Origin of the sequence: Paenisporosarcina sp. OV554, from assembly GCF_003058165.1 — a bacterium.
In the GTDB taxonomy this organism is placed as follows: domain Bacteria; phylum Bacillota; class Bacilli; order Bacillales_A; family Planococcaceae; genus Paenisporosarcina.
On record NZ_QBUC01000014.1, the window covers coordinates 16,604 to 36,220 of the forward strand.

Genomic DNA, 19,617 nt, shown 5'->3' on the forward strand with positions numbered 1-19,617 from the left:
ATAATTTTTCAGAGCTCTACCACATTATAATAGCCTTCCGTTAATATAAAGTTATTCGTCTTTTAACTTCCAAATCCTCCCTCAACCAAATTGATTCTTATGATAAACAAAAAAATGCTTCTTTTCAAAATGAAATTAATCAACAGTTAAGGTGAATATTCATTTATAATTAATTTTTCATTTTTGGGAGAACAAATGAGTCAAGAGGTGGTTTTATGGCAAAATTATTTCATATTCTTGTTATCTTATGTTTGATTTCACCATCCATTATCGATGCCGAACCGGAAACTCCAAGTGTGAAAGTAGCGTTTATTAAGAATGGATTTTTGTGGATACAAGGAAATGACAAAATAGAAATGGTGACTGATAAAAAAGCATCATACTCTCACCCACCACAATGGTCATTCGACGGAAAGATACCCCTTTATCAAAAAGAAGTATCTGAAACAATTAATGAAAATAAGGTGACTCAAAATGAATTATGTATTTATGAGGTAGAGACAGAAAAGCATCGAAAAATCTTCTATGATCTTGGATTCACGCCAAAGTGGACTTATAACCAAGATTTTCTTGGGTATATAGCTGGAGGTGGACGAATTGTATTTGGATTTAAAAATAAAAACCTAAAAGTAACGGAACTACCTGCTTATTTTACTTTTGACCTTACTCCTAAAAACTATGCGGAAATGGGTTTTACTTGGGTTGATGATACCTCACTCATTGTTTCGAGGGTAACTGAAAGCGAATGGTCAAATGCTGCGAAAAAGCGGCCGAAACCTTCATTATATTTTTTAACACTCACAGGCGAAAACAAATAAAAATTACGACTCCTTCAAAAGATAAGGGGATTTTAAGCCAAATTTTTTACCTTCAATTAATAAAATAACCTGGATAAGAAGAAGTGATATTGGTTCTGTAAAAGGTGATTTGTGGATAGCTGATCCGAATGGAAGAAATGCAAGAGTATGGATACGCGATGTTGAGGAATATAGCTTTTTTCCATCACAGTAATTTGAGTGATTTAACTCCTTCCCCATGAATAGCAGAGTTAATATGCATCAAGAAAATCCCACCTGCCTAAACGACAAGTGGGATTTTCTTGATTGTTATAAAAGTGTTTTAGCTTTCTCTATTTGTAAACGAACTTGATCAAACCCTGTTCCGCCCAGGGAATTGCGTCGCTTAACTGCGGAAACTGGTGACATTACGTCAAAAATATCATCTTCAATTAAGTGACTAGCTTCTTGTAAGTCTTCAAGTGTTAAGTCTAACAAGTAAATCTTACGCTGAATACAAAGGAAAACTAGCTTCCCCGTCACTTCATGTGCTTCGCGGAATGGCATACCTTTTGTCGCTAAATAATCTGCGAGTTCTGTGGCATTTGAAAAGTCTTGATGTACTGCTTCATTCAATCGTTTCGTATGGATTGTCATCGTGCGAACCATACCTTCGAAAATTTGTAATGATCCATTCAATGTTTGAACAGTGTCGAACATGCCTTCTTTGTCTTCTTGCATATCTTTGTTATACGTGAGTGGTAAACCTTTTAGCGTGGTTAACAAACTAAATAAGTTTCCGTACACACGACCCGTCTTGCCGCGAATCAATTCCGCCATATCAGGGTTTTTCTTTTGTGGCATGATGCTAGAGCCTGTGGCGAACGCATCGTCGAGTTCAATAAATTGAAACTCTTGGCTCGACCACAGGATGATTTCTTCAGCGAAACGAGATAAGTGCATCATCACAAGCGATGCATTACTTAAAAATTCCACGATGAAATCACGGTCACTCACAGCATCCATGCTATTTTGGTACACTTGCTCAAACCCGAGATAATTGGCTGCTTTATCGCGGTCAATTGGGAATGTCGTACCTGCGAGTGCACCGGCACCTAGTGGTGATATATCTATACGTTTAAGCGACTCGGACAAACGTTGCTGATCTCGCTCAAGCATCCAGAAATATGCCATTAAATGATGAGCAAATGAAATGGGTTGTGCGCGTTGTAAATGGGTGTAGCCAGGTGCAATGGTTTCGACATGTTGCTCAGCTTGATAAAGGATGGCATTCTGAAATGCTTTTATACTGTCTACGATTTCAGCTACACGATGTTTTAAAAAGAGATGCATATCTGTCGCCACTTGATCATTACGACTGCGACCTGTGTGCAACTTCCCTCCAACTGGACCAATCAATTCAATAAGTAGCTTTTCTAAATTCAAGTGAATATCTTCGTTTGCAACTTCAAAAACCAATTCATCGTTTGCGGCTTTTTCTTTTAGTTGCTCGAGACCATTCAAAATAGCAGTTACATCATCTTGTGGTAAAATTTCACAATCACCCAGCATTCTTACGTGAGCGATACTACCCGTCAAATCTTCCATCACGAGTTGTTGATCAAAGCCAATGGATGCGCCAAATTCATCGACCCACTGTTCAGCAGACTTTTGAAAGCGACCTCCCCATAGTTTGGTCATACTAACACCTTCTTTTCTCCTTTATTGACCATAGCATGTACTTTTGTTGGAAGACCCCATAACTCAATGAAGCCGACTGCAGATGCATGGTTAAACTCGTCATTAGTAGAATACGTTGCAAGTTTCTCATCATATAAGGAATTCGGAGATTTACGTCCTTCTACGATTGCATGGCCTTTGAATAATTTCACACGTACAACACCATTTACGTATACTTGAGTCTCTTTTAAGAATGCTTCAAGAGCAACTTTTAATGGAGAGAACCACAAACCTTCATAAATTAATTCCGTTAATTTTTTCTCAATCACGGGTTTAAAATGAGCTAGCTCTTTTACCAACGTGATGTCTTCAAGTTCTTTATGTGCTAGCAGTAATGTATGAGCTCCTGGAACTTCATACACTTCACGTGATTTAATACCAACTAAACGGTTTTCTACGTGATCGATACGACCCACCCCATGTTTTCCAGCAACCTTATTCACTTCTAAAATCAGTTCAGCTAACGAATATGGAACTCCATTTAATTCAGTTGGCACACCGTGATTAAACGTGATTTCAATAATATCTGCTGTATCTGGCGTATTTTCTAATGCTACCGTAATATCATACGCATCTTCTGGAGGTGTAGCCCAAGGGTCTTCAAGAATGCCACACTCATTTGCGCGGCCCCATAAATTTTGGTCGATTGAGAAAGGACTATCTAAATTTATTGGAATTGGAATGTTATTTTTTCTAGCGTACTCAATTTCTTCTTCACGCGACCAACCCCAAGCACGAACAGGTGCAATCACTTCTAATGATGGATCAAGTGAATTAATTGAAACCTCAAAACGGACTTGGTCATTACCTTTTCCTGTACAACCATGTGCCACAGCTTGTGAACCTGTTTGATGTGCAATTTCGACTAGTTTTTTCGCTATTAACGGACGGGATAGTGCAGAAACGAGTGGATATTTATTTTCATACCAAGTATGAGCTTGAAGAGAAATCAATGCGTATTCATTTGCAAATTCTTCTCTTGCATCAATCATATAACTTTCAACAGCGCCCACTTGGATCGCTTTCTTTTTTATAAACTCTAAATCTTTACCTTCACCAACATCTAAACAAACAGCGATAACATCGTATCCTTGTTCTTTTAACCACGGAATTGCCACGGACGTATCTAAACCACCTGAATATGCGAGAACGACTTTTTTATTCATATTTCATTCCTCCTGAATGTATGTTTATTCATTTATTATGAATTAATATACACGAATAATAACATGGGATAAAAATGTAATCAAGTGTATTATCATACATTTTAAAAGTTTAACTATTCAAAAAAGAGAGCTACCTAATAGGCAACTCTCTTGAAATACTATTTTTTCATGAAAAAATCTCGACCTACTCGTTCTAGAATTCCTGGCGCCATCCCGTACACTTTACTCGAAATGCCCATATACCATGGTAAATTCACTTCACGAACTGGACGATTAATAACACGCACGACCGCATTTGAAACTTCCTCCACGGACAATAAAAATTTTTTCAATGATGTTTTATATGTTCCCGTAGAATCAGCCAAATCTAGAAATGGAGAATCGATGGGGCCTGGATTAATCGTCGTTACATAAATGCCGTACGGTTGTACTTCCATTCGTGTGGCGTTCGCATAGCCTAGAAGCGCATGTTTAGTAGCTGCATAAACAGATGCTTTGGGCGTTGCGATTTTCCCTGCCTGAGACGCGATATAAATCAAATGTCCTGTTTTACGTTCTATCATACTAGATAAAATCCTACGCGTTAACTTCATGGGTGCCGTTACATTAACGCGCATCATCTGTTCAATTTGTTCATCGGTTGTATCGTGTGCTAATGCAAATGTGCCAACTCCTGCAGAAAACACAACAATATCGAGTGCAGGACATTGATTAATAACTTTTTCGAGTGAATCTGCTTTAAGTAAGTCTGCTTCGATTGCATGAATGCCCAGCGACTCGAGTTTTTGTAGAGCATCTTTCGATCGACCAGTTGCATAAACGATGTAACCAATTGAATGAAGATCTTTAGCAACTTGTAATCCTACACCACTTGTAGCTCCCGTTACCAGGACGTTTTTAGGCTTGTGCATAAGAAAATACACCATTTTGATCGCGTGATTCAATTGCGAGACCTTCCGCAAGTAGGTAATCCACTTGCCCAATCGTTTCTGAAAGCGTCAATCCGAGTTCTTTTTCATAGACACTTGGAAATAGTTTCTGAGTAATTTCAAAAATGGTCAGTGGTTGCTGTCCAATCATAGCATGTACTTTCATTGCTCGATCACGTTGTCTTTCTAAACGATGGACAACCAATTCATGAACATTATAGACTTCATTTCCATGACCACTATAAATTTTTTCAACCGGCATTGTTAACACTTTTCTAAGCGATTCGTTGTATTGAAGCATCGCCTGAGGTCGTCCAGCACTCGGATCTAATGGTGGTTCAATTAATGGGTTTGAGGAAATTTTCTCTAATATATGGTCTCCACCAATCATCTCTCTGTTTTCAGCATGCCAAAATGAAATATGGCTTTGGGCATGACCGAGTGTTTCTATGATACTCCAACCCGGATGTCCCGGAAGTAAGTCACCTTCTTCAAGCGTAGCGTCTAGCGGACGATTGCCGAGGTATGACACAGGACGTTTCATTTTCTCTACCCACGAGTGATATTTTTTAGGAACACCTTCTTCTATTAATCGCTCTAAATAAAATTCATCATGGTAGGCAAAAAAGGCAGGATCACGTGTTAACCATAAATCATTGTAGACATGCCCATGTACTTTGGCTTGTGGAAACGCATCAATCCAGCCCGCATGGTCAGGATGATGATGTGTCAAAAAGACTTGTTCAATATCACTAAAAGTATAACCAGCTTCTTTTATTCCGCGTTCTAATGCTTCGTATGCTTCAGGTGTTTTAGGACCTGCATCAATTAATGATAAGGAATCTCCTTTTAATAAATAGGCATTTACGTCACCTACAGCAAATGGTGTAGGTATTATTAGTTTATGTATCATTTCGCATTCTCCTTAAAATGAATCACTATTCACTCCATTGTACAAGTTTTCTCTGTTCTCGTCACGTTTCCAAGTAATTTAGAGTATTGTAATAGAAGAAAATTGGTTAGTTGCAACCAAATCATGGTTCCTCCTAGTCTAATAAAGGATTTATTTTTAGTTGACATTTCTTGGTCCGGAAGTCTATAATTTCACTAATTTAGAAAGTTCAAGCTTTGATAAAGACTAGTAATTGTGTTGAAGGAAAGAAGAGAGTGTGCCCACCGGCTGAAAGGCACACTTCCCACTCACATGATGAACCTACTTTGGAGCTGCCATGTAAACATGGCCGTGCCTTCACGATATGAAGGAACAAGTTGTGCTCACTAGCTGGGCAAAACAAGGTGGTACCGCGGAAACATGCGTTTTCGTCCTTTTATTAGGACGAGAGCGCATGTTTTTACGTTTTAGAATAGAAAAAGGAGGAGTATCAATGAAAACGATTGTATTTGTTGGAGCGGGTTCTATGGCACAGGCGATGATTCATGGCTGGATGAAAGAGGCAACAGTTGCCCCGGAAAACGTTTATGTCATGAACAAATCAGATCAAGAAAAATTGGCTTCTCTTAACGAAACATATGGAGTACAGCTTGTTTGTGAAAAAAAAGAAATCTTAAAAACAGCCGATTTGGTTATATTGGCGATGAAACCAAAAGATGTTCAAGCAGGCATGAACTCGATTGCTACATACTTACCAACAACAGCTGTTGTCTTGTCCATACTTGCGGGTGTGCCAATGAATACCATCGAGCAAGGGCTTGGCAAGCGTCCAATTGCCCGTTGTATGCCAAACACATCTGCCACTATTGGGATGTCAGCTAGTGCTATAGCTTGGAATGAAAGAATGGAAAGCAATGATAAAACTGAAATCATTGAACTACTGAAGACCATTGGATCAGTAATCGAAGTAGAAGAAGATGAATTACATGTGATTACTGCCTTGTCAGGAAGTGGACCTGCATATGTATATTACTTCGTTGAAGCATTCGAAAAAGCGGCTGTTGCAAGTGGGCTTTCAGCACAAGTAGCAAGAAACCTGCTAGTTCAAACAATCGCTGGATCAGCAGAAATGTTGAAACAATCAAATGAAACTCCTTCCACGCTTCGAAAACAAGTAACCAGTCCAGGCGGGACAACAGAAGCTGGCATTGAAGCTTTACAAAATAGTGGCTTCTCTGACATGCTTGCTCGTTGTTTAAATGACGCGGAAACACGTTCACGAGAACTCGGAAAGCGTTATATAAAGTAAATAGTAATACAATCAAAAAAGGACCGAGAGAATCGGTCCTTTTTTTGTAGTACGTAATGAATTCGAAAATTGCCTTCCTAAAGGAAACAACTCAGAATACTCATGACATATTTTTCGCGTAAAAAATTTCATCCATTTCTTTTTTAAGCTTCTTGGTAATGGAAATTTTCTCATCTTCTGATAACTGGTCTTCTGTATAGCCAAATAAGTAGTTATTTAAATCAAACTTCTTTAGCTTACATTTTGTATGAAAAATATTTTCTTGATAAACATTTACATCAATCATTTCAAAATTTTCCTCTAAGTCTTCAGGGATATAGTTTTGAATAGAATTAATTTCGTGATCAATGAACAACTTATGCCCCTTAACATCTCTCGTAAAGCCGCGGACTCGATAATCCATCACCATGACATCTGTCTCAAATGAATGGATTAAGAAATTTAACGCTTTTAATGGAGATATTTCTCCACACGTTGAAATATCAATATCAGCACGGAACGTACTAATACCTTCATCAGGGTGATATTCAGGGTATGTATGGACAGTTATATGACTCTTATCTAAATGACCAACAACCGCATCTGGAAAAGGTCCTGGTGACTCTTGAAAAGATTCCATCGGCGATTCATCAACTGGACCTTCTGAAACTAGGATGGTTACACTAGCTCCTTGTGGCTCATAATCTTGCTTAGCAATATTTAAAATGTTAGCTTCGATAATGTCAGTCACTTTAGTTAAAATGCTTGTTAAGCGCTCAGCATTATATTGATCATCAATATATTTAATATAAGCTTCACGTTCTTCTTTAGTTCGTGTGTAACATATATCATACATATTAAAACTTAAAGACTTTGTCAAATTATTAAAACCATGTAATTCAATTCGTTGCTTAGGAGTTAAACTCATTATTGGATCCCCTTTATCTTCTAAAAAATAGTTTTTGAATAATTATTGCTTAAAGACATTTTATTCCTTCAAAATGGACTATCTCCACTGCCTTTATTTTCCCACAAAACCCTTGTTATGAAACATCGAATAAAGATAATTATTCTTATCAAGATTCATCGGTGTTCATACCCTTATGTAAATTAACCATATCATAATTGTTTCGATGGAGGCAACTTGCCAACTTTGGAAGCATTAAAAGAAACATTTTGTCAAGAGAGCTCGAGAAGCGCTATGTTTAGGGTAAGTTGTTATACTACTTCATATACATAAAAGGAGGAGTTAATTAAATGGCTAAGTTATTTGATGAATATACTATTAAAGATGTAACCTTTAAAAACCGTATCGTTATGGCGCCTATGTGCCAGTATTCAAGCCACAACAAAGATGGTCAAGTAGAAGATTGGCACCGTATCCATTACCCAACTCGAGCAGTCGGCCAAGTGGGATTAATTATTTTGGAAGCAACGGCTGTCCAACCTGAGGGTCGAATATCTTCAGAGGATTTAGGAATATGGAGTGACGATCATACAAAAGGGTTAACAGAACTCGTCAAATTAATGAAACTAAATGGCGCAAAAACTGGGATACAACTTGCCCATGCTGGTAGAAAAGCTACAGTGGATGGTGATATCTTTGCCCCTTCCCCTCTAGCGTTTAACGAGCAATATAAAACGCCAAACGAAATGACAAAAGAAGATATTGCCAATACAGTTAAAGCCTTTAAGGAAGCAACCGTACGTGTAATTGAAGCTGGATTTGATGTTATTGAACTACATGGCGCCCATGGTTATTTAATTAATGAATTCTTATCTCCATTAACGAATAAACGCACGGATGAATATGGTGGCAGCGAAGAAAATCGTTACCGCATGCTACGTGAAATTATTGATGCAGTTCGTACTATTTGGGAAGGTCCATTATTCGTTCGTATTTCTGCTTTCGAATACACTGAAGGTGGCTTGACTCCAGAAGGTTTTGTTACGATGACAAAATGGATGAAAGAACAAGACGTAGATTTAGTCGATGTGAGTTCAGGTGCTAATGTCCCTGCTAAGATTGATTCTTACCCAGGGTATCAAGTGAAGTTCTCTGAAACGATTAAACATGATACACCAATCGCAACTGGGGCAGTCGGTATGATCACTTCACCCCTACAAGCAGAAGAAATCTTGAAAAATGACCGTGCAGACTTAATTTTCCTTGCACGTGAATTGCTTCGCGATCCTTACTGGGCTTACCGTGCAGCTAAAGAATTGCGTACAGAAATTAAATCCCCTGTTCAATATGAACGTGGTTGGTTATAAGTCAAATATATATCACAAATAAATCATTAAAAAAAGGACCGTTTCCTCGGTCCTTTTTTTCGTCTAATTCATTTTTCATTCCTCTATTAAAATCCCAAGTTCTTTCTTGAGTAACAATTCGATAGATATCCATTACGTAATATTATTCAGCTGTAAATGTATAAGTTGACATTGGTTTGATTGCGGTTGTAATAATAGCAGACTCTAATAAATTTATTTGAGATTTAATTAGAGTAGCCATTTTGGCAGGCATATTCTCTACCGTCTTTAGCTCTTCATGGAAATTGGCTAATACTTGTTCAATTTCCCATTTCCCGTCCTGTAACTCAGGTGAGTTTATCGATTTTTCGGCTGTAATATCCCATCCTGCACTTTCAGCAATTTTTCTAATATCCTGTGGTGTAAACAATGTTCGTACATTCGAAAGGCTAGACGTTTTAAAACACTCATATTGCGCTTGTATAAGAACTGATAAAAAGTGAGGGTATTGTTCAACAGATTTAATTCCTGAATCCCACTCTGCAAAACATAGCTTGTTCCCCCATCTCCTCAATTTCTTTAGTATGTCATGAAGTTCTTCAGCAGATTTCAAATACCATGAACTATGAGATAATATAATCGAATCAAAATAATTTTCTGGGAATTCGATTGATGGTGATAATATATCCATGTCAAAATCGATTTTAATTCGATTGCCAATATGAGATTTCTTTAAATAGTTAATTGATTCACCTAATGTTAATGGACTTCCATAATCAGGTGAAGCAATATCAATCCCATGAACAATGCCTTTTTCTCCAACCAAAAAGGCCAAAACCGCGGTAGTGTCTCCCTGTCCGCAGCCAATTTCTAACACCTTGAACCCTTTCTTAATACCCCAGAAGTCAGCAAGTTTTAATCTGTGTTCAGTCTGTACTTTTTGTATATTGATATCGCCTGAACTTGTCGGCATACAGTCTACAACTTCATCTATAATATTTGCACTCATTATGTTACTCCTCACAATTCTTACATCCGATGATAAAATTTATTGAAAATATTAATTGTTCAATGGGTTATTATTTTTATCATAATAGGTTAATACAGCTGGGAAAGTTTGTTTAAATTGACTTGGGGTTTTTTTGTATTTAACAAACACTTCATCTTCGGAGACATCAGAAGTAAAACTGAATTCTTCATGGATCAACTCAACCGAGATATAATCAATCTTATGGTTACTGTTTTTACCGAATAATATCCCGTACATACCCCTATGTTTTTATTTCTTCATAAGAAATACCATTTGTACCGTGTTCTGAATGCTCCATTTTAAACTTCCCATTTAACCGTTTAATCAAATGAGCATAACCTAGATCATCATTCTCCAATTGGAATAAAGCGATATTCGATTTAGAACCATCTAATTGCACAACTTCGATTAATTTCGAATTAATCTCATCGTGATCTCCTCTATTTAACCAGTCGTTTAATCCAGTTTGGATGGATTGTTCATCGGTTTTAAATCCTATTGATTAAAATAAAACATGACATTCGCAAAAGTTAGCATTAGTACAATTATGAAAAAAACTTACCTTTTTTGATCATCATTTATCCTCCATACGTCACCTGACTAGTACTATCCCAACACATTTCTCATCATTTAATTTCGGTAGGACAACAGCTTTTATTATGTGAAGCTGGTAATTTCTTATCTTATCTATATGTTCGATTTTTTTACTGATTGTTCCTCCTTGTTAAATGAATTTATTCAAGAACTTAGTGTTCAGTTGCCAAACCAGTATGTTTCAAAAGAAAACAATTTCATCTTCGTATCAACAGAAATTCTGCTTTTGATTGATCCATGTGCTTTCTTTACAATAATGTGTGATGAATCAAATCTTAGTTACATAGACATATAGAGGCAACTTGTAGAATAAGGAGGGTATTTTGTGCACGAGCATAATATTTTGGGAATACAATGGAATCAAGGCAATGTACATGTTCACCAATATTCCACGGAAACGACGATAAATGTTGGACATTCGCATCTCGTTCAGGGAACAACTTCTGCTGCCAATAACACGATGGTTCACGTTCATTATTATCAGGGAACAACCACCTTTGTGGGGCATGTTCATCAATTTTCCGGGACTACGGGACCTCCTGTCTATATGACCGATGGGACACATTTGCATGAATTTTCTGGTACGACTACCTTTAATAATGGACACGTACATTCTTATTCAGGATTCACAGGAAGAAATTTTTCCTAAACATACCTTACAGAAAAAACAAAAGAATGATTCAAGATGAGTTACATAGGGGACCTCAGTTGATAATTGTCCAATGGAAAAGGGAATAGTCTGTTCCAGGTGTTAATCAAAATCAAAAAAAGGAAAGCCACCATCATTAATTTGATAGTGGCTTTTTCATGAAACTGGTGGGTCATCTACTTTGTATAAAAGAACACATAATTGACTAAGAATTATTTCTCCGATTTGTTCTTTTAAAAAATCCAGTCAACAAGAAAGCCATCCTGCTATGAGGATGGCTGAGCAACTATTATACCTAACACCAATATCTCGAGATGACACTTTTTTCTAGTTCAATACTGAAGAAACAAGATAGGCTTCCAATATATATCGCTCTGGTGCAGCACCAATAAAATCAAATGGGTAGCACGTACTGACCGTCAGAACAGCGCGCGGTTTAGGGACAATCACAGTTCGATCATCTTCATCAACAATGCGGACTTTCATAACTTTATAAGTAAAGGTTCCAGCTGCAGTAGTTACTTGCAGCTCATCGCCCTTGCCTACTTTGCCTAGATTTCTAAATACCGTATCCCTGTGACCAGAAAGAATAGAGTTGTCTTTTTCCCCAGGTAATACACTATCCTCGAAATGCCCAACACCCTTTTCCAGTTCATCTTCATTTGTTCCATGAAAAATAGGAAGTTCTGATTCAAGTTTCGGAATATAAAGAGTGCCTATCTCCTCACCCATTTTTGGTCTTTCCGCATAGAGAGGCTCCTCTTTATGAGCACTCTTAGGAATGGCTGAAGAAATTTTCGGAACCTCGGATGCACCTTTAGTCTCTATTTTCTCGCCAGCAAAAAAACCTTTGGAAAAACTACTAATATTATTGTAAAACAACCATAAACCAACAAGCACAATTAGGATTGAAAAAGAAAGAAGTATAGCCTTCTTCGGCTTTCTTCTTTCTTTTCGTTGGAGATTTGGCATTACGAAACTCTTACTCTTCTATAAAGGAATAACCCAATACCGATTAACGCTGCGCCTGCCATGGCACCATCTAGGTTATTTGAATCCGTAACGGGTAGTTTACCACCTTTAACTGTTTTTACCTTATTTGGCGCTTTAGTCACTACAGGTGGATTTGGACTTTTCACTTCTTCTTTAACCGTGTCGGCTACTTCCTCAACGGTAGTAGGAATCTCTTTAATCTGATCTGAAGTAAACTTCACATCAGCTAAAAGCGTTCCGTTTATGTCAAACAGTTGTATTAACAAATAGTCTCCTTCTAATACTTCCATTTGCATCAACTCTGCAGCAGATACTTGAGTCTTATTATTACCTTCTACAATATAAAAGCTTGCTTTCATTTTGAAAATCGACATAAGTTCTTCAAAGGCATTTTTCTACTTCTTTGATTTGCTCCTCAGTAGGATTTTCTGGATCTATAACCATCATTCGTTCAGCAATAGACATAAGTCTTTCACCGACTTCAGGTGAGTTTAGTTCCTCTTCAATCGATAAGAGATGGTTCATAAGATTTTCAATTTCTTCATCAGTTAGATCAATTTCTTTCATTAGTCCATCAATATCTGCCGTAATATCATCAAAATCAGGCATATCAATTGGGGTCGCAATATTTAATACGGTAAAGTATAAGTCATCTACATAAATGAAATTTTCAATCGCTTCTCCATTTTCATTTAATAATTCTATTAGTTGAAGTTCATCTAATTCGAAATCCTCATATATAGATTCCAAGTTACTGTTATCCGATTTAATAACCTCGCCCATGTATTCTTCTAATTCTTGAATGTTTTCAAAATCAGATAAAAAGACTTGAGAATATTCTTCAAGATAGGTAACATAATCTTCCTTTGTAATAGGATATCCTCTTTCTGTACTTACTACTGTTAAATAGGCTGTTAGTTCATCGTCATTTACCTCAGCAAATGTGTTCGTTGGAACAAAGTAAAACGCTAAAAGCACAGCCACCAAGGTTACTAATATCTTCTTCATTATTTCCTCCTAAAATTAACATATTACACTATATTAGTGTAAATTATTCCAAGATAATTACATGAAACTTTAGAACTATCTTTTCGATTGAAATATTGGTAAATTAAACCATTAGTCTATTAATCCAGTACCATTTTTTCAGAACTATAGTTCCAATACCCCAATTTTTTCTTCGCCATATTAATTTGATGTACCCATTACTACGAAATTATTCTTTTCCTATCGAATATCCGTTAAATAATCTACCTCCATGCGGTTTCAAAGCTTTATCCACTAAATTAATTATTAGATTTTTTTCTCCATATTTGTAGTACCGATCGAAGGCTTCAACAAACCGTTTAGCATAATTTTCATCAAATTGTTTTAAGGACCGTACAATCCACTTAGAATCCCCCATCCATTTACAGTTGGATCTCAACACAAATTCACTTAATAACACAGCTATTGTATTAGCAATAAATAATTCTTCTGCTCTATCTAAACAGCCTAAGAAATCATCTAATGCATCCGTCAGAAAATATCGTTTCGTTGTTATTGTTTGCAAAGTCCATTTTTCTGGGCCTTTTTCCAATAATATATCTGCTTCATTTTTTATTGATTCAATGATCCCATCATCTATTAATACGATTCCTTCAGATACCATTCTTGGCAATGAAGGCCTCGCACGTAGGTAATCACTTTCAAAATAGAATTTATAAGAAGCTAAGTTATGGGCAAAAACTTCGATTGGCCAGCCGAACTCGACATGTGACTCTCGATAAGCTGAATTAATTTTTTCATCAAATATAACAATATCTAAATCAGACATTTCTGTAGCTTCACCTCTAACTACACTCCCAGCCAATAGTGCCCCTTGGCAATTTGGATAATGTTTCTGGATAAATTTTTCACCAGCTTCCAATGGTAATAACTTCTTTGTGTAATCCATAACTGTCACCTCTTTGCGTACTTTATTTTTCATCAATCAGTTAATAAAAATGAATGACTGCCAATTCGGGCAGCCTACATTGTACTTTCATTTTGTCTACTAAATCAGTAAAAAAATACTTTAGCAAATCTTATTTCTCAAATTCAATCGCTTGATTGATCAGTTTTACATTTTCTTGTTTGTTTAGGAATTTAGCACGGAAGTTTGATCTAATTTTAACGTTGCATTTCCATCTGGAATAATTTTTCTCTTCGCCTTCATTTAACAGTATTGAAAATGATAACAAAGGCTTGGTTGAATTATTTTCTCTTTTTCTAATTCTTCTGCATGATTAATCGCATATACAAAAGTATTATTACTATCTTCATCGTTATTTGTAGCATGAGTGTATCTTGTCATTCTTCAGTAACTTCCCAATAAGATAGATTAATTTGTTTTACATTCTGTAATTCATTTCCACAGGCCGTTAATAGAATAGAACCATCAAAAACATAAATGACTTCTTCAAAATTAGCACTTTTAACCTTTAGCTAGAAAAGCATTTACCCATTGTTCAATATTTGTTAGTTCTAGAATATTTTCATTTGGCGAATTCAAATTAACTCAGCTCCCACAATAAACAAATAGCTACCATAAAGGCAGCTATTCAATAAATTTATTCTTTTTCAATAAGGGTCAGATTTACAATCCGCTGCCAATATCCTTATTGCTATCACCCATGCTAAAGTTCTGACTCTCACCAGGCCGAATATCAGGATTGGTAGGAATATGAGGATAATTATTGTTCTTCTTTTTTCTCCAATCAATGAAGCCGCCTAAACCAACTAACATAATTATTGGAACAATAAAGTATAACCAACCCACCCTTAACACTTCCTTTTAATACCATTATATCTTTAATTTTCTTTTCTGTTATTAATTTATATAAAACATTTTGTCTTAATTATTGGATTCAACAGCTGAGAAAATTTTCAATAACGACCGATCAGTCCAATGATTACCCTCTAAAGAAAATTCTTTTCTTACACATTCAAAAAGGAATCCAGTTTTTTTAGCAAGTTTGATTGAAGGTTTGTTATCCACATTAATATGTATTTAACAACGTTTGCAAAATTTTGTTTTCACTATTTCCACAATAACCCACATGATGTTGCTTTTGATTATTGCATAAGGAATAAATAATGATAATTCTTCACCAACTTGTGTTTTCTCAACTTTTATCACAATCGTCCCTCACTTACTATTTATATTTTCCTAGTAATTAGATAATTAAGATTTGCTACTTTGAATTTTACAAATCACATATCATACAAGTGGTTTTTCCATTTTCATCATATAAAACCCGCTCCACGCAAATACTATTGAAGCGATATAAAAGATGCTACCTATTGTTAGAAAATCAACTAAATATCCGGTTGCAATAACAGCAATCGCTGCTCCAATTGATGTCCAAATGTGGTAACGGCCAATTTCATTTCCTGCAGTCTCTTTATTAACTGAACGTGCTAGGACGGTTTTCTCTGAGTTTTTCTGAACGGCTCCAAGTAAACCCATGAAGATTTGCAGTACATATATATGCCAGATTTCGTAAGCAAGTGGGAAAACAAGCAAGATTAATGCCATCCCCCATGAATAAATGATTAACAGAACTTTATCTCCAGCTTGATCAGCAAATTTCCCAATCACTGGGTAACTTAGTGCTGCCGTAAGTGCAAATAATCCGTATGCCCATCCAAACTGGGCGTAACTGCTACCGACATTTTTCAGTAGCAATACATAAAACGGGAAAATCATGCTTGCTGCCATTCCAATTGTTCCTTGGTAGATAATAAATTTTCTGTAATTCATTTGTGATACTCCTCATAGAAAAGATTCATGAACCGTTCATCTGGATCATACTTTTCTTTCATTTCAAAGAATTCCTCAGATCTAGGGTATGCCTCAATTAACTGTTCTTTCGTTGGGTAGTGATAGTAAGGGAGATAATAGGTTCCATCATGTTTTAAAGTTACATCAATCATATTTCGAATGACTCGCCCAGTGGTGTCGATACTTTCCTCACTTGTCCCTTGGTTAATAAGCATAACGAGCGCAAACATATCATCGTTTGCGTAAGACATAACGGCTTCTTCGTTTTTCCCCACATAACGAACGGTGATATTTAATAGATTAAAATCTTCTTCATCTTTGATTGTGTCTCTTAGGTCATCAATATAGGCGGTATATTGATTGATTGGTACAAAATATTCCTGTAATACTTCTGTTTTGCTTGCGTTGTTATAGTCCATAAATAATGAATCAGAACGCATAACATTATTTCTTGAAATATACGTACCATTTATTCGCTCACTGTATTCTTTTTGAGTGTTCCAAAACATTTTTTCTCCCCACTCATTGGTTCTCGAAAGTCCTAGGAAAAATTTTGGTATCGCAATAATACTTTCCCGCTTTAAAGTCGTGTAGTTGCCCAATAAGGATTGATCATCTGCCGTGGAATAATCAGTAACATACATTTCAGTTAAAAAACTATCTGGTGGTACCGAAATCCTAGCAAGATGCATTTTTACATTTTCTTTTTGCAAAACATTCTTTGTGAAGTAGGTACTGTATTCATCGTATGAAATAGATTGAGTTTTCACTTGATATAATTCATCTTCTGTCAAATGTAATGTGACATCTAGTATTACTCCGAATAACCCGTATCCTCCATTTACCAAACCAAAAAGTTCAGAATTTTCATCTCGACTCACATTCAAGACTTTTCCTTGTGCATTGAGTAGTCTAAAGGATTCAACCGTTTCAATGAGTGTGTGATTCCGAATATCTCGTCCGTGGACATTTACACTTATCGAACCTCCAACTGTGAATATATTTTGTGATTGACTAACTTTTAACGCAAGACCATAAGGATTTATGTAAGATTGGATTTCCGCCCAAGTAACACCACTTTGTACGGTAATGAGCTGATTTTTTTCATCTAATTCTAGAATTTTATTATATTGCTTCACGTCAAGCATGATACCACCTGGATAAAGGGTTTGACCGCCTTGACTATGCTGCATGCCGGCAATCGATATCTTGTCATCATGAAGATTTGCCTCACGAACGATGTTCTTTATCTCATCTTCACTATCGCTTGATTTAACTGATTTCATTTTTACAGGCAAAAGTCGTCCTCGATCTTCAACCACTGGACTAGCAAGTTGAGTTTGAAAGAGTATCAATGAACCTGCAAATATTACTGTGTATATAATAATCACAAAATAACGAGCTCTTGAAATTTTTATCAACTCCTTTTTAACGCGTAATAGGTTATATTTTAGTAAATATTTTCAATATGGATGCTAATAAGAAAGCTGGATAGCTAAAATCGTATTTTGTCTCCATTTAATTAAATGTTGAAATACAGTTAATAAAGAAAGAACCCTTTTGAGGTCCTTTTTGTGGTTTACTTAATAAACTATTGTACTTAGTTGGTTCAATATAAAAACTTTTACTTTTATGTTTGCCATACTCCTCCAAAACCAGGTGTAAAACCACAAGTTTTATAAAAGTTAATATTGTTTTCTTCATATGTCACGGTTACAATCCCCAATCCAAAGTTTTCAGATTCTCGTATTAATTCTTTTACCAAATTAACTCCAATTCCCTGCTTTTGATACTTTGGGTGAATTATTATATCTTCCATGTAACCATGTTCTAAGCCCATTCCACAAACATAGCCAAAGCCTATTAATCTATTATTCTCATCTCTAACTCCTGCCCAAAAATTGCACCGCTCAAACAAAGTGGGATAATCTTTATCACGTCTACCCCATCCAACAAGTTCTCTTAATTCTGGTACTTCATGATTTGATATAGGCATGTTAATTACAACTTTGTAGATCATTTAATACCTCTTTTCACTTCCAAAAATGATTATGAAGAAGTCACTTTTTGTTATTTTCCATTACCAGATACTACTTTAATATAGGTTTCTTCATTATTTTTAAAAAGTCTAATATAATCAATTTCTGTCCAAGTTGATTTTATATAACACTTGGTTATTTAAGGTCTTATAGCGTAATCAATATATATGTCTAAAGTATCAAAAACTGGATGATTAAACTTATCGACGTTTCGTATAAATGCGTTTTACGAATTCTTCCTTATGATCAGTATATTGACCGATACCACTACTGTTGTTCTGAACATAATCCAGTTTGAGATTCAGATATTCCCTTCTTACATTTTCATTCAAGTTCAAATAATTTTTAAAAAAGATTAAATTGTTCCACAGTTCTTTATCATACTCAACAAGGTGTACAAAATGCGTTTTCACTTCATATGTGTTATCCGCAAATTTCGCAAAAACAACCTTATGAAGGTCTTTCAACAGACAATCTCAGAAATCCAGCTTTTTTAAACCCAGTGATGATTATTTTCTCAACATTTCTGATGTCATCTATACCTACAACGATGTCCAATATCGGCTTCGCCATGATCCCGACAATGGCTGTGCTACCTATATGTTGGATGTGGTCACCATCAATGTTTGTGTGGTTTCTAATTTCTTGTTTCACCAAATCAAACTCACTTTTCCATTCTACATCATAAGGAACTAATTTGACTTCATCTCTTGTTAATCCTAGTTTCAAATCATTGAACCTCATTTCTAGTAGTAAGAGTACTTTCTAAAAAATATTAAGTTTTATCCTCCTCTTTAACTCTCCTAGTTGTTCCTTAGGGATGTTTTTCCCAAGGTTCAATTAGGGAAATTATTATCTTATTATTAACGGAAAGCTTCCTCATGTGAATGCTGTAAATATATTTAAGTGCTTAATATGGAATCAAGCTTATCGATTTGTTTTACCACAGGATTCATACATCTCCTTTTTTGAAAGTACTATTAGCTTATCAAAAAAGTCTCAAGAACGGAAAAAATTACCTTCGCGCATTTTTATCACATGCCCGCACTCAGATATGTATAAATCGAGATTATCAAAATTTCGTAATTTATGGTTCCTATATCGATCTTAAACTATGAGTTACACATCCTTTTAAGAATAAGGAAACCTGAAATTGGACAGATTTCCTCTCAACTTTAGAATTACACAGTTAATTTGTATATGACATTACCAAAAGAAAGCAGAAGTCAAAGCAATCCCTGCTATTGCTCCAAGGGCGATTCCAATTCCAAATCCACCACCAAAAAATCCAAGGCCAAAGCCACCATAACCACTTGAAGGCATTATCCATACCTTATCTCGACTAACTCTCGTGATTGTTCCTACGTGAACTCTTCCATCATGTTGTTTTATTCTTACACTTTTTTTATGGTATCGGCAACACAAATCATACAACTCTGTATAGCGCATATTCATTCCCCCTC

21 protein-coding genes, 1 pseudogene and 1 other annotated feature are annotated in these 19,617 nt (G+C 35.9%); of the genes and pseudogenes, 4 read left to right on the top strand and 18 right to left on the bottom strand.

All coding sequences use genetic code 11. The annotated features are described in order from the left end of the window. Positions 1–215: 215 nt before the first annotated feature. Positions 216–818, top strand: a complete 603-nt coding sequence (locus C8K15_RS12630) for a hypothetical protein (protein ID WP_108586761.1) — start codon at positions 216–218, stop codon at positions 816–818. A 288-nt stretch (positions 819–1,106) separates the two neighbouring features. Here the strand turns inward: C8K15_RS12630 and argH are convergent, their stop codons facing one another. From argH to C8K15_RS12655, 4 genes are all read right to left on the bottom strand, one after another. Then, positions 1,107–2,477 carry an argininosuccinate lyase gene (gene argH / locus C8K15_RS12640; protein WP_108586763.1) on the bottom strand — a complete coding sequence of 457 codons (1,371 nt, stop codon included), beginning with the start codon at positions 2,475–2,477 and terminating at the stop codon, positions 1,107–1,109. Next, the gene (locus tag C8K15_RS12645; RefSeq protein ID WP_108586764.1) at positions 2,474–3,682 is read right to left on the bottom strand and encodes an argininosuccinate synthase; all 1,209 of its coding nucleotides are present in this window, start codon (positions 3,680–3,682) and stop codon (positions 2,474–2,476) included. Before C8K15_RS12645 ends, argH begins: the two co-directional genes overlap by 4 nt. A gap of 158 nt (positions 3,683–3,840) precedes the next feature. Continuing rightward, positions 3,841–4,593: an SDR family NAD(P)-dependent oxidoreductase gene (locus C8K15_RS12650; protein WP_108586765.1), complete on the bottom strand. Its 753-nt coding sequence runs from the start codon at positions 4,591–4,593 to the stop codon at positions 3,841–3,843. Then, positions 4,580–5,524 carry an MBL fold metallo-hydrolase gene (locus C8K15_RS12655; protein WP_108586766.1) on the bottom strand — a complete coding sequence of 315 codons (945 nt, stop codon included), beginning with the start codon at positions 5,522–5,524 and terminating at the stop codon, positions 4,580–4,582. The genes C8K15_RS12650 and C8K15_RS12655 overlap by 14 nt, the downstream gene beginning before the upstream one ends. A 206-nt stretch (positions 5,525–5,730) precedes the next feature. Then, positions 5,731–5,942 (top strand) — a binding site (T-box leader). A 54-nt stretch (positions 5,943–5,996) separates the two neighbouring features. On the opposite strand from C8K15_RS12655, the gene proC reads away from it, so the two are divergent. Next, positions 5,997–6,812 carry a pyrroline-5-carboxylate reductase gene (gene proC / locus C8K15_RS12660; protein WP_108586767.1) on the top strand — a complete coding sequence of 272 codons (816 nt, stop codon included), beginning with the start codon at positions 5,997–5,999 and terminating at the stop codon, positions 6,810–6,812. A gap of 100 nt (positions 6,813–6,912) precedes the next feature. On the opposite strand, the gene speD is transcribed toward proC, so the two are convergent. Continuing rightward, positions 6,913–7,719 carry an adenosylmethionine decarboxylase gene (speD, locus tag C8K15_RS12665; protein WP_108586768.1) on the bottom strand — a complete coding sequence of 269 codons (807 nt, stop codon included), beginning with the start codon at positions 7,717–7,719 and terminating at the stop codon, positions 6,913–6,915. Between the two features lie 329 nt (positions 7,720–8,048). On the opposite strand from speD, the gene namA reads away from it, so the two are divergent. After that, positions 8,049–9,065 (top strand): NADPH dehydrogenase NamA, encoded by a 1,017-nt coding sequence (gene namA / locus C8K15_RS12670; RefSeq protein WP_108586769.1) that lies wholly within the window; start codon positions 8,049–8,051, stop codon positions 9,063–9,065. A 142-nt stretch (positions 9,066–9,207) separates the two neighbouring features. On the opposite strand, the gene C8K15_RS12675 is transcribed toward namA, so the two are convergent. Genes C8K15_RS12675 through C8K15_RS20340 form a run of 3 tightly spaced genes read right to left on the bottom strand, consistent with a single transcriptional unit; the run spans position 9,208 to position 10,474 of the window. After that, a complete protein-coding gene (locus C8K15_RS12675) occupies positions 9,208–10,053 on the bottom strand; it encodes a class I SAM-dependent methyltransferase (protein ID WP_108586770.1) in 846 nt (281 codons plus the stop codon). A gap of 51 nt (positions 10,054–10,104) precedes the next feature. Continuing rightward, positions 10,105–10,311 (bottom strand): hypothetical protein, encoded by a 207-nt coding sequence (locus tag C8K15_RS12680; RefSeq protein ID WP_108586771.1) that lies wholly within the window; start codon positions 10,309–10,311, stop codon positions 10,105–10,107. A gap of 4 nt (positions 10,312–10,315) precedes the next feature. Beyond that, entirely contained in the window at positions 10,316–10,474 is a 159-nt protein-coding gene (locus tag C8K15_RS20340) for a hypothetical protein (RefSeq protein WP_158268313.1), read from the bottom strand. Between the two features lie 519 nt (positions 10,475–10,993). On the opposite strand from C8K15_RS20340, the gene C8K15_RS12685 reads away from it, so the two are divergent. After that, complete coding sequence (locus tag C8K15_RS12685) at positions 10,994–11,317, top strand: YmaF family protein (RefSeq protein ID WP_108586772.1); 324 nt, start codon at positions 10,994–10,996, stop codon at positions 11,315–11,317. 327 nt (positions 11,318–11,644) lie between these two features. Here the strand turns inward: C8K15_RS12685 and C8K15_RS12690 are convergent, their stop codons facing one another. The 10 genes and pseudogenes from C8K15_RS12690 to C8K15_RS12735 all read right to left on the bottom strand — a co-directional run bounded on the left by C8K15_RS12690 (position 11,645) and on the right by C8K15_RS12735 (position 19,603). After that, entirely contained in the window at positions 11,645–12,217 is a 573-nt protein-coding gene (locus C8K15_RS12690; protein ID WP_233260479.1) for a class D sortase, read from the bottom strand. A gap of 71 nt (positions 12,218–12,288) precedes the next feature. Next, entirely contained in the window at positions 12,289–12,684 is a 396-nt protein-coding gene (locus C8K15_RS21185; protein ID WP_108586774.1) for a processed acidic surface protein, read from the bottom strand. 7 nt (positions 12,685–12,691) lie between these two features. Beyond that, the gene (locus C8K15_RS12700; RefSeq protein WP_108586775.1) at positions 12,692–13,318 is read right to left on the bottom strand and encodes a processed acidic surface protein; all 627 of its coding nucleotides are present in this window, start codon (positions 13,316–13,318) and stop codon (positions 12,692–12,694) included. A 208-nt stretch (positions 13,319–13,526) separates the two neighbouring features. Continuing rightward, positions 13,527–14,246, bottom strand: coding sequence for a nucleotidyltransferase domain-containing protein (locus C8K15_RS12705; protein ID WP_108586776.1), 720 nt, complete (start codon positions 14,244–14,246; stop codon positions 13,527–13,529). Between the two features lie 681 nt (positions 14,247–14,927). Continuing rightward, positions 14,928–15,110 carry a hypothetical protein gene (locus C8K15_RS12710; RefSeq protein WP_108586777.1) on the bottom strand — a complete coding sequence of 61 codons (183 nt, stop codon included), beginning with the start codon at positions 15,108–15,110 and terminating at the stop codon, positions 14,928–14,930. A gap of 441 nt (positions 15,111–15,551) precedes the next feature. Then, entirely contained in the window at positions 15,552–16,094 is a 543-nt protein-coding gene (locus tag C8K15_RS12715) for an MFS transporter (protein WP_108586778.1), read from the bottom strand. Next, the gene (locus C8K15_RS12720) at positions 16,091–17,506 is read right to left on the bottom strand and encodes an FAD-binding oxidoreductase (protein WP_233260480.1); all 1,416 of its coding nucleotides are present in this window, start codon (positions 17,504–17,506) and stop codon (positions 16,091–16,093) included. The genes C8K15_RS12715 and C8K15_RS12720 overlap by 4 nt, the downstream gene beginning before the upstream one ends. A gap of 239 nt (positions 17,507–17,745) precedes the next feature. Further along, positions 17,746–18,135, bottom strand: a complete 390-nt coding sequence (locus C8K15_RS12725) for a GNAT family N-acetyltransferase (protein WP_108586780.1) — start codon at positions 18,133–18,135, stop codon at positions 17,746–17,748. 219 nt (positions 18,136–18,354) lie between these two features. Then, positions 18,355–18,883 (bottom strand): annotated as a pseudogene (locus C8K15_RS12730) (GrpB family protein). A gap of 477 nt (positions 18,884–19,360) precedes the next feature. Beyond that, entirely contained in the window at positions 19,361–19,603 is a 243-nt protein-coding gene (locus C8K15_RS12735; protein WP_108586781.1) for a hypothetical protein, read from the bottom strand. Between the last annotated feature and the right edge of the window lie 14 nt (positions 19,604–19,617).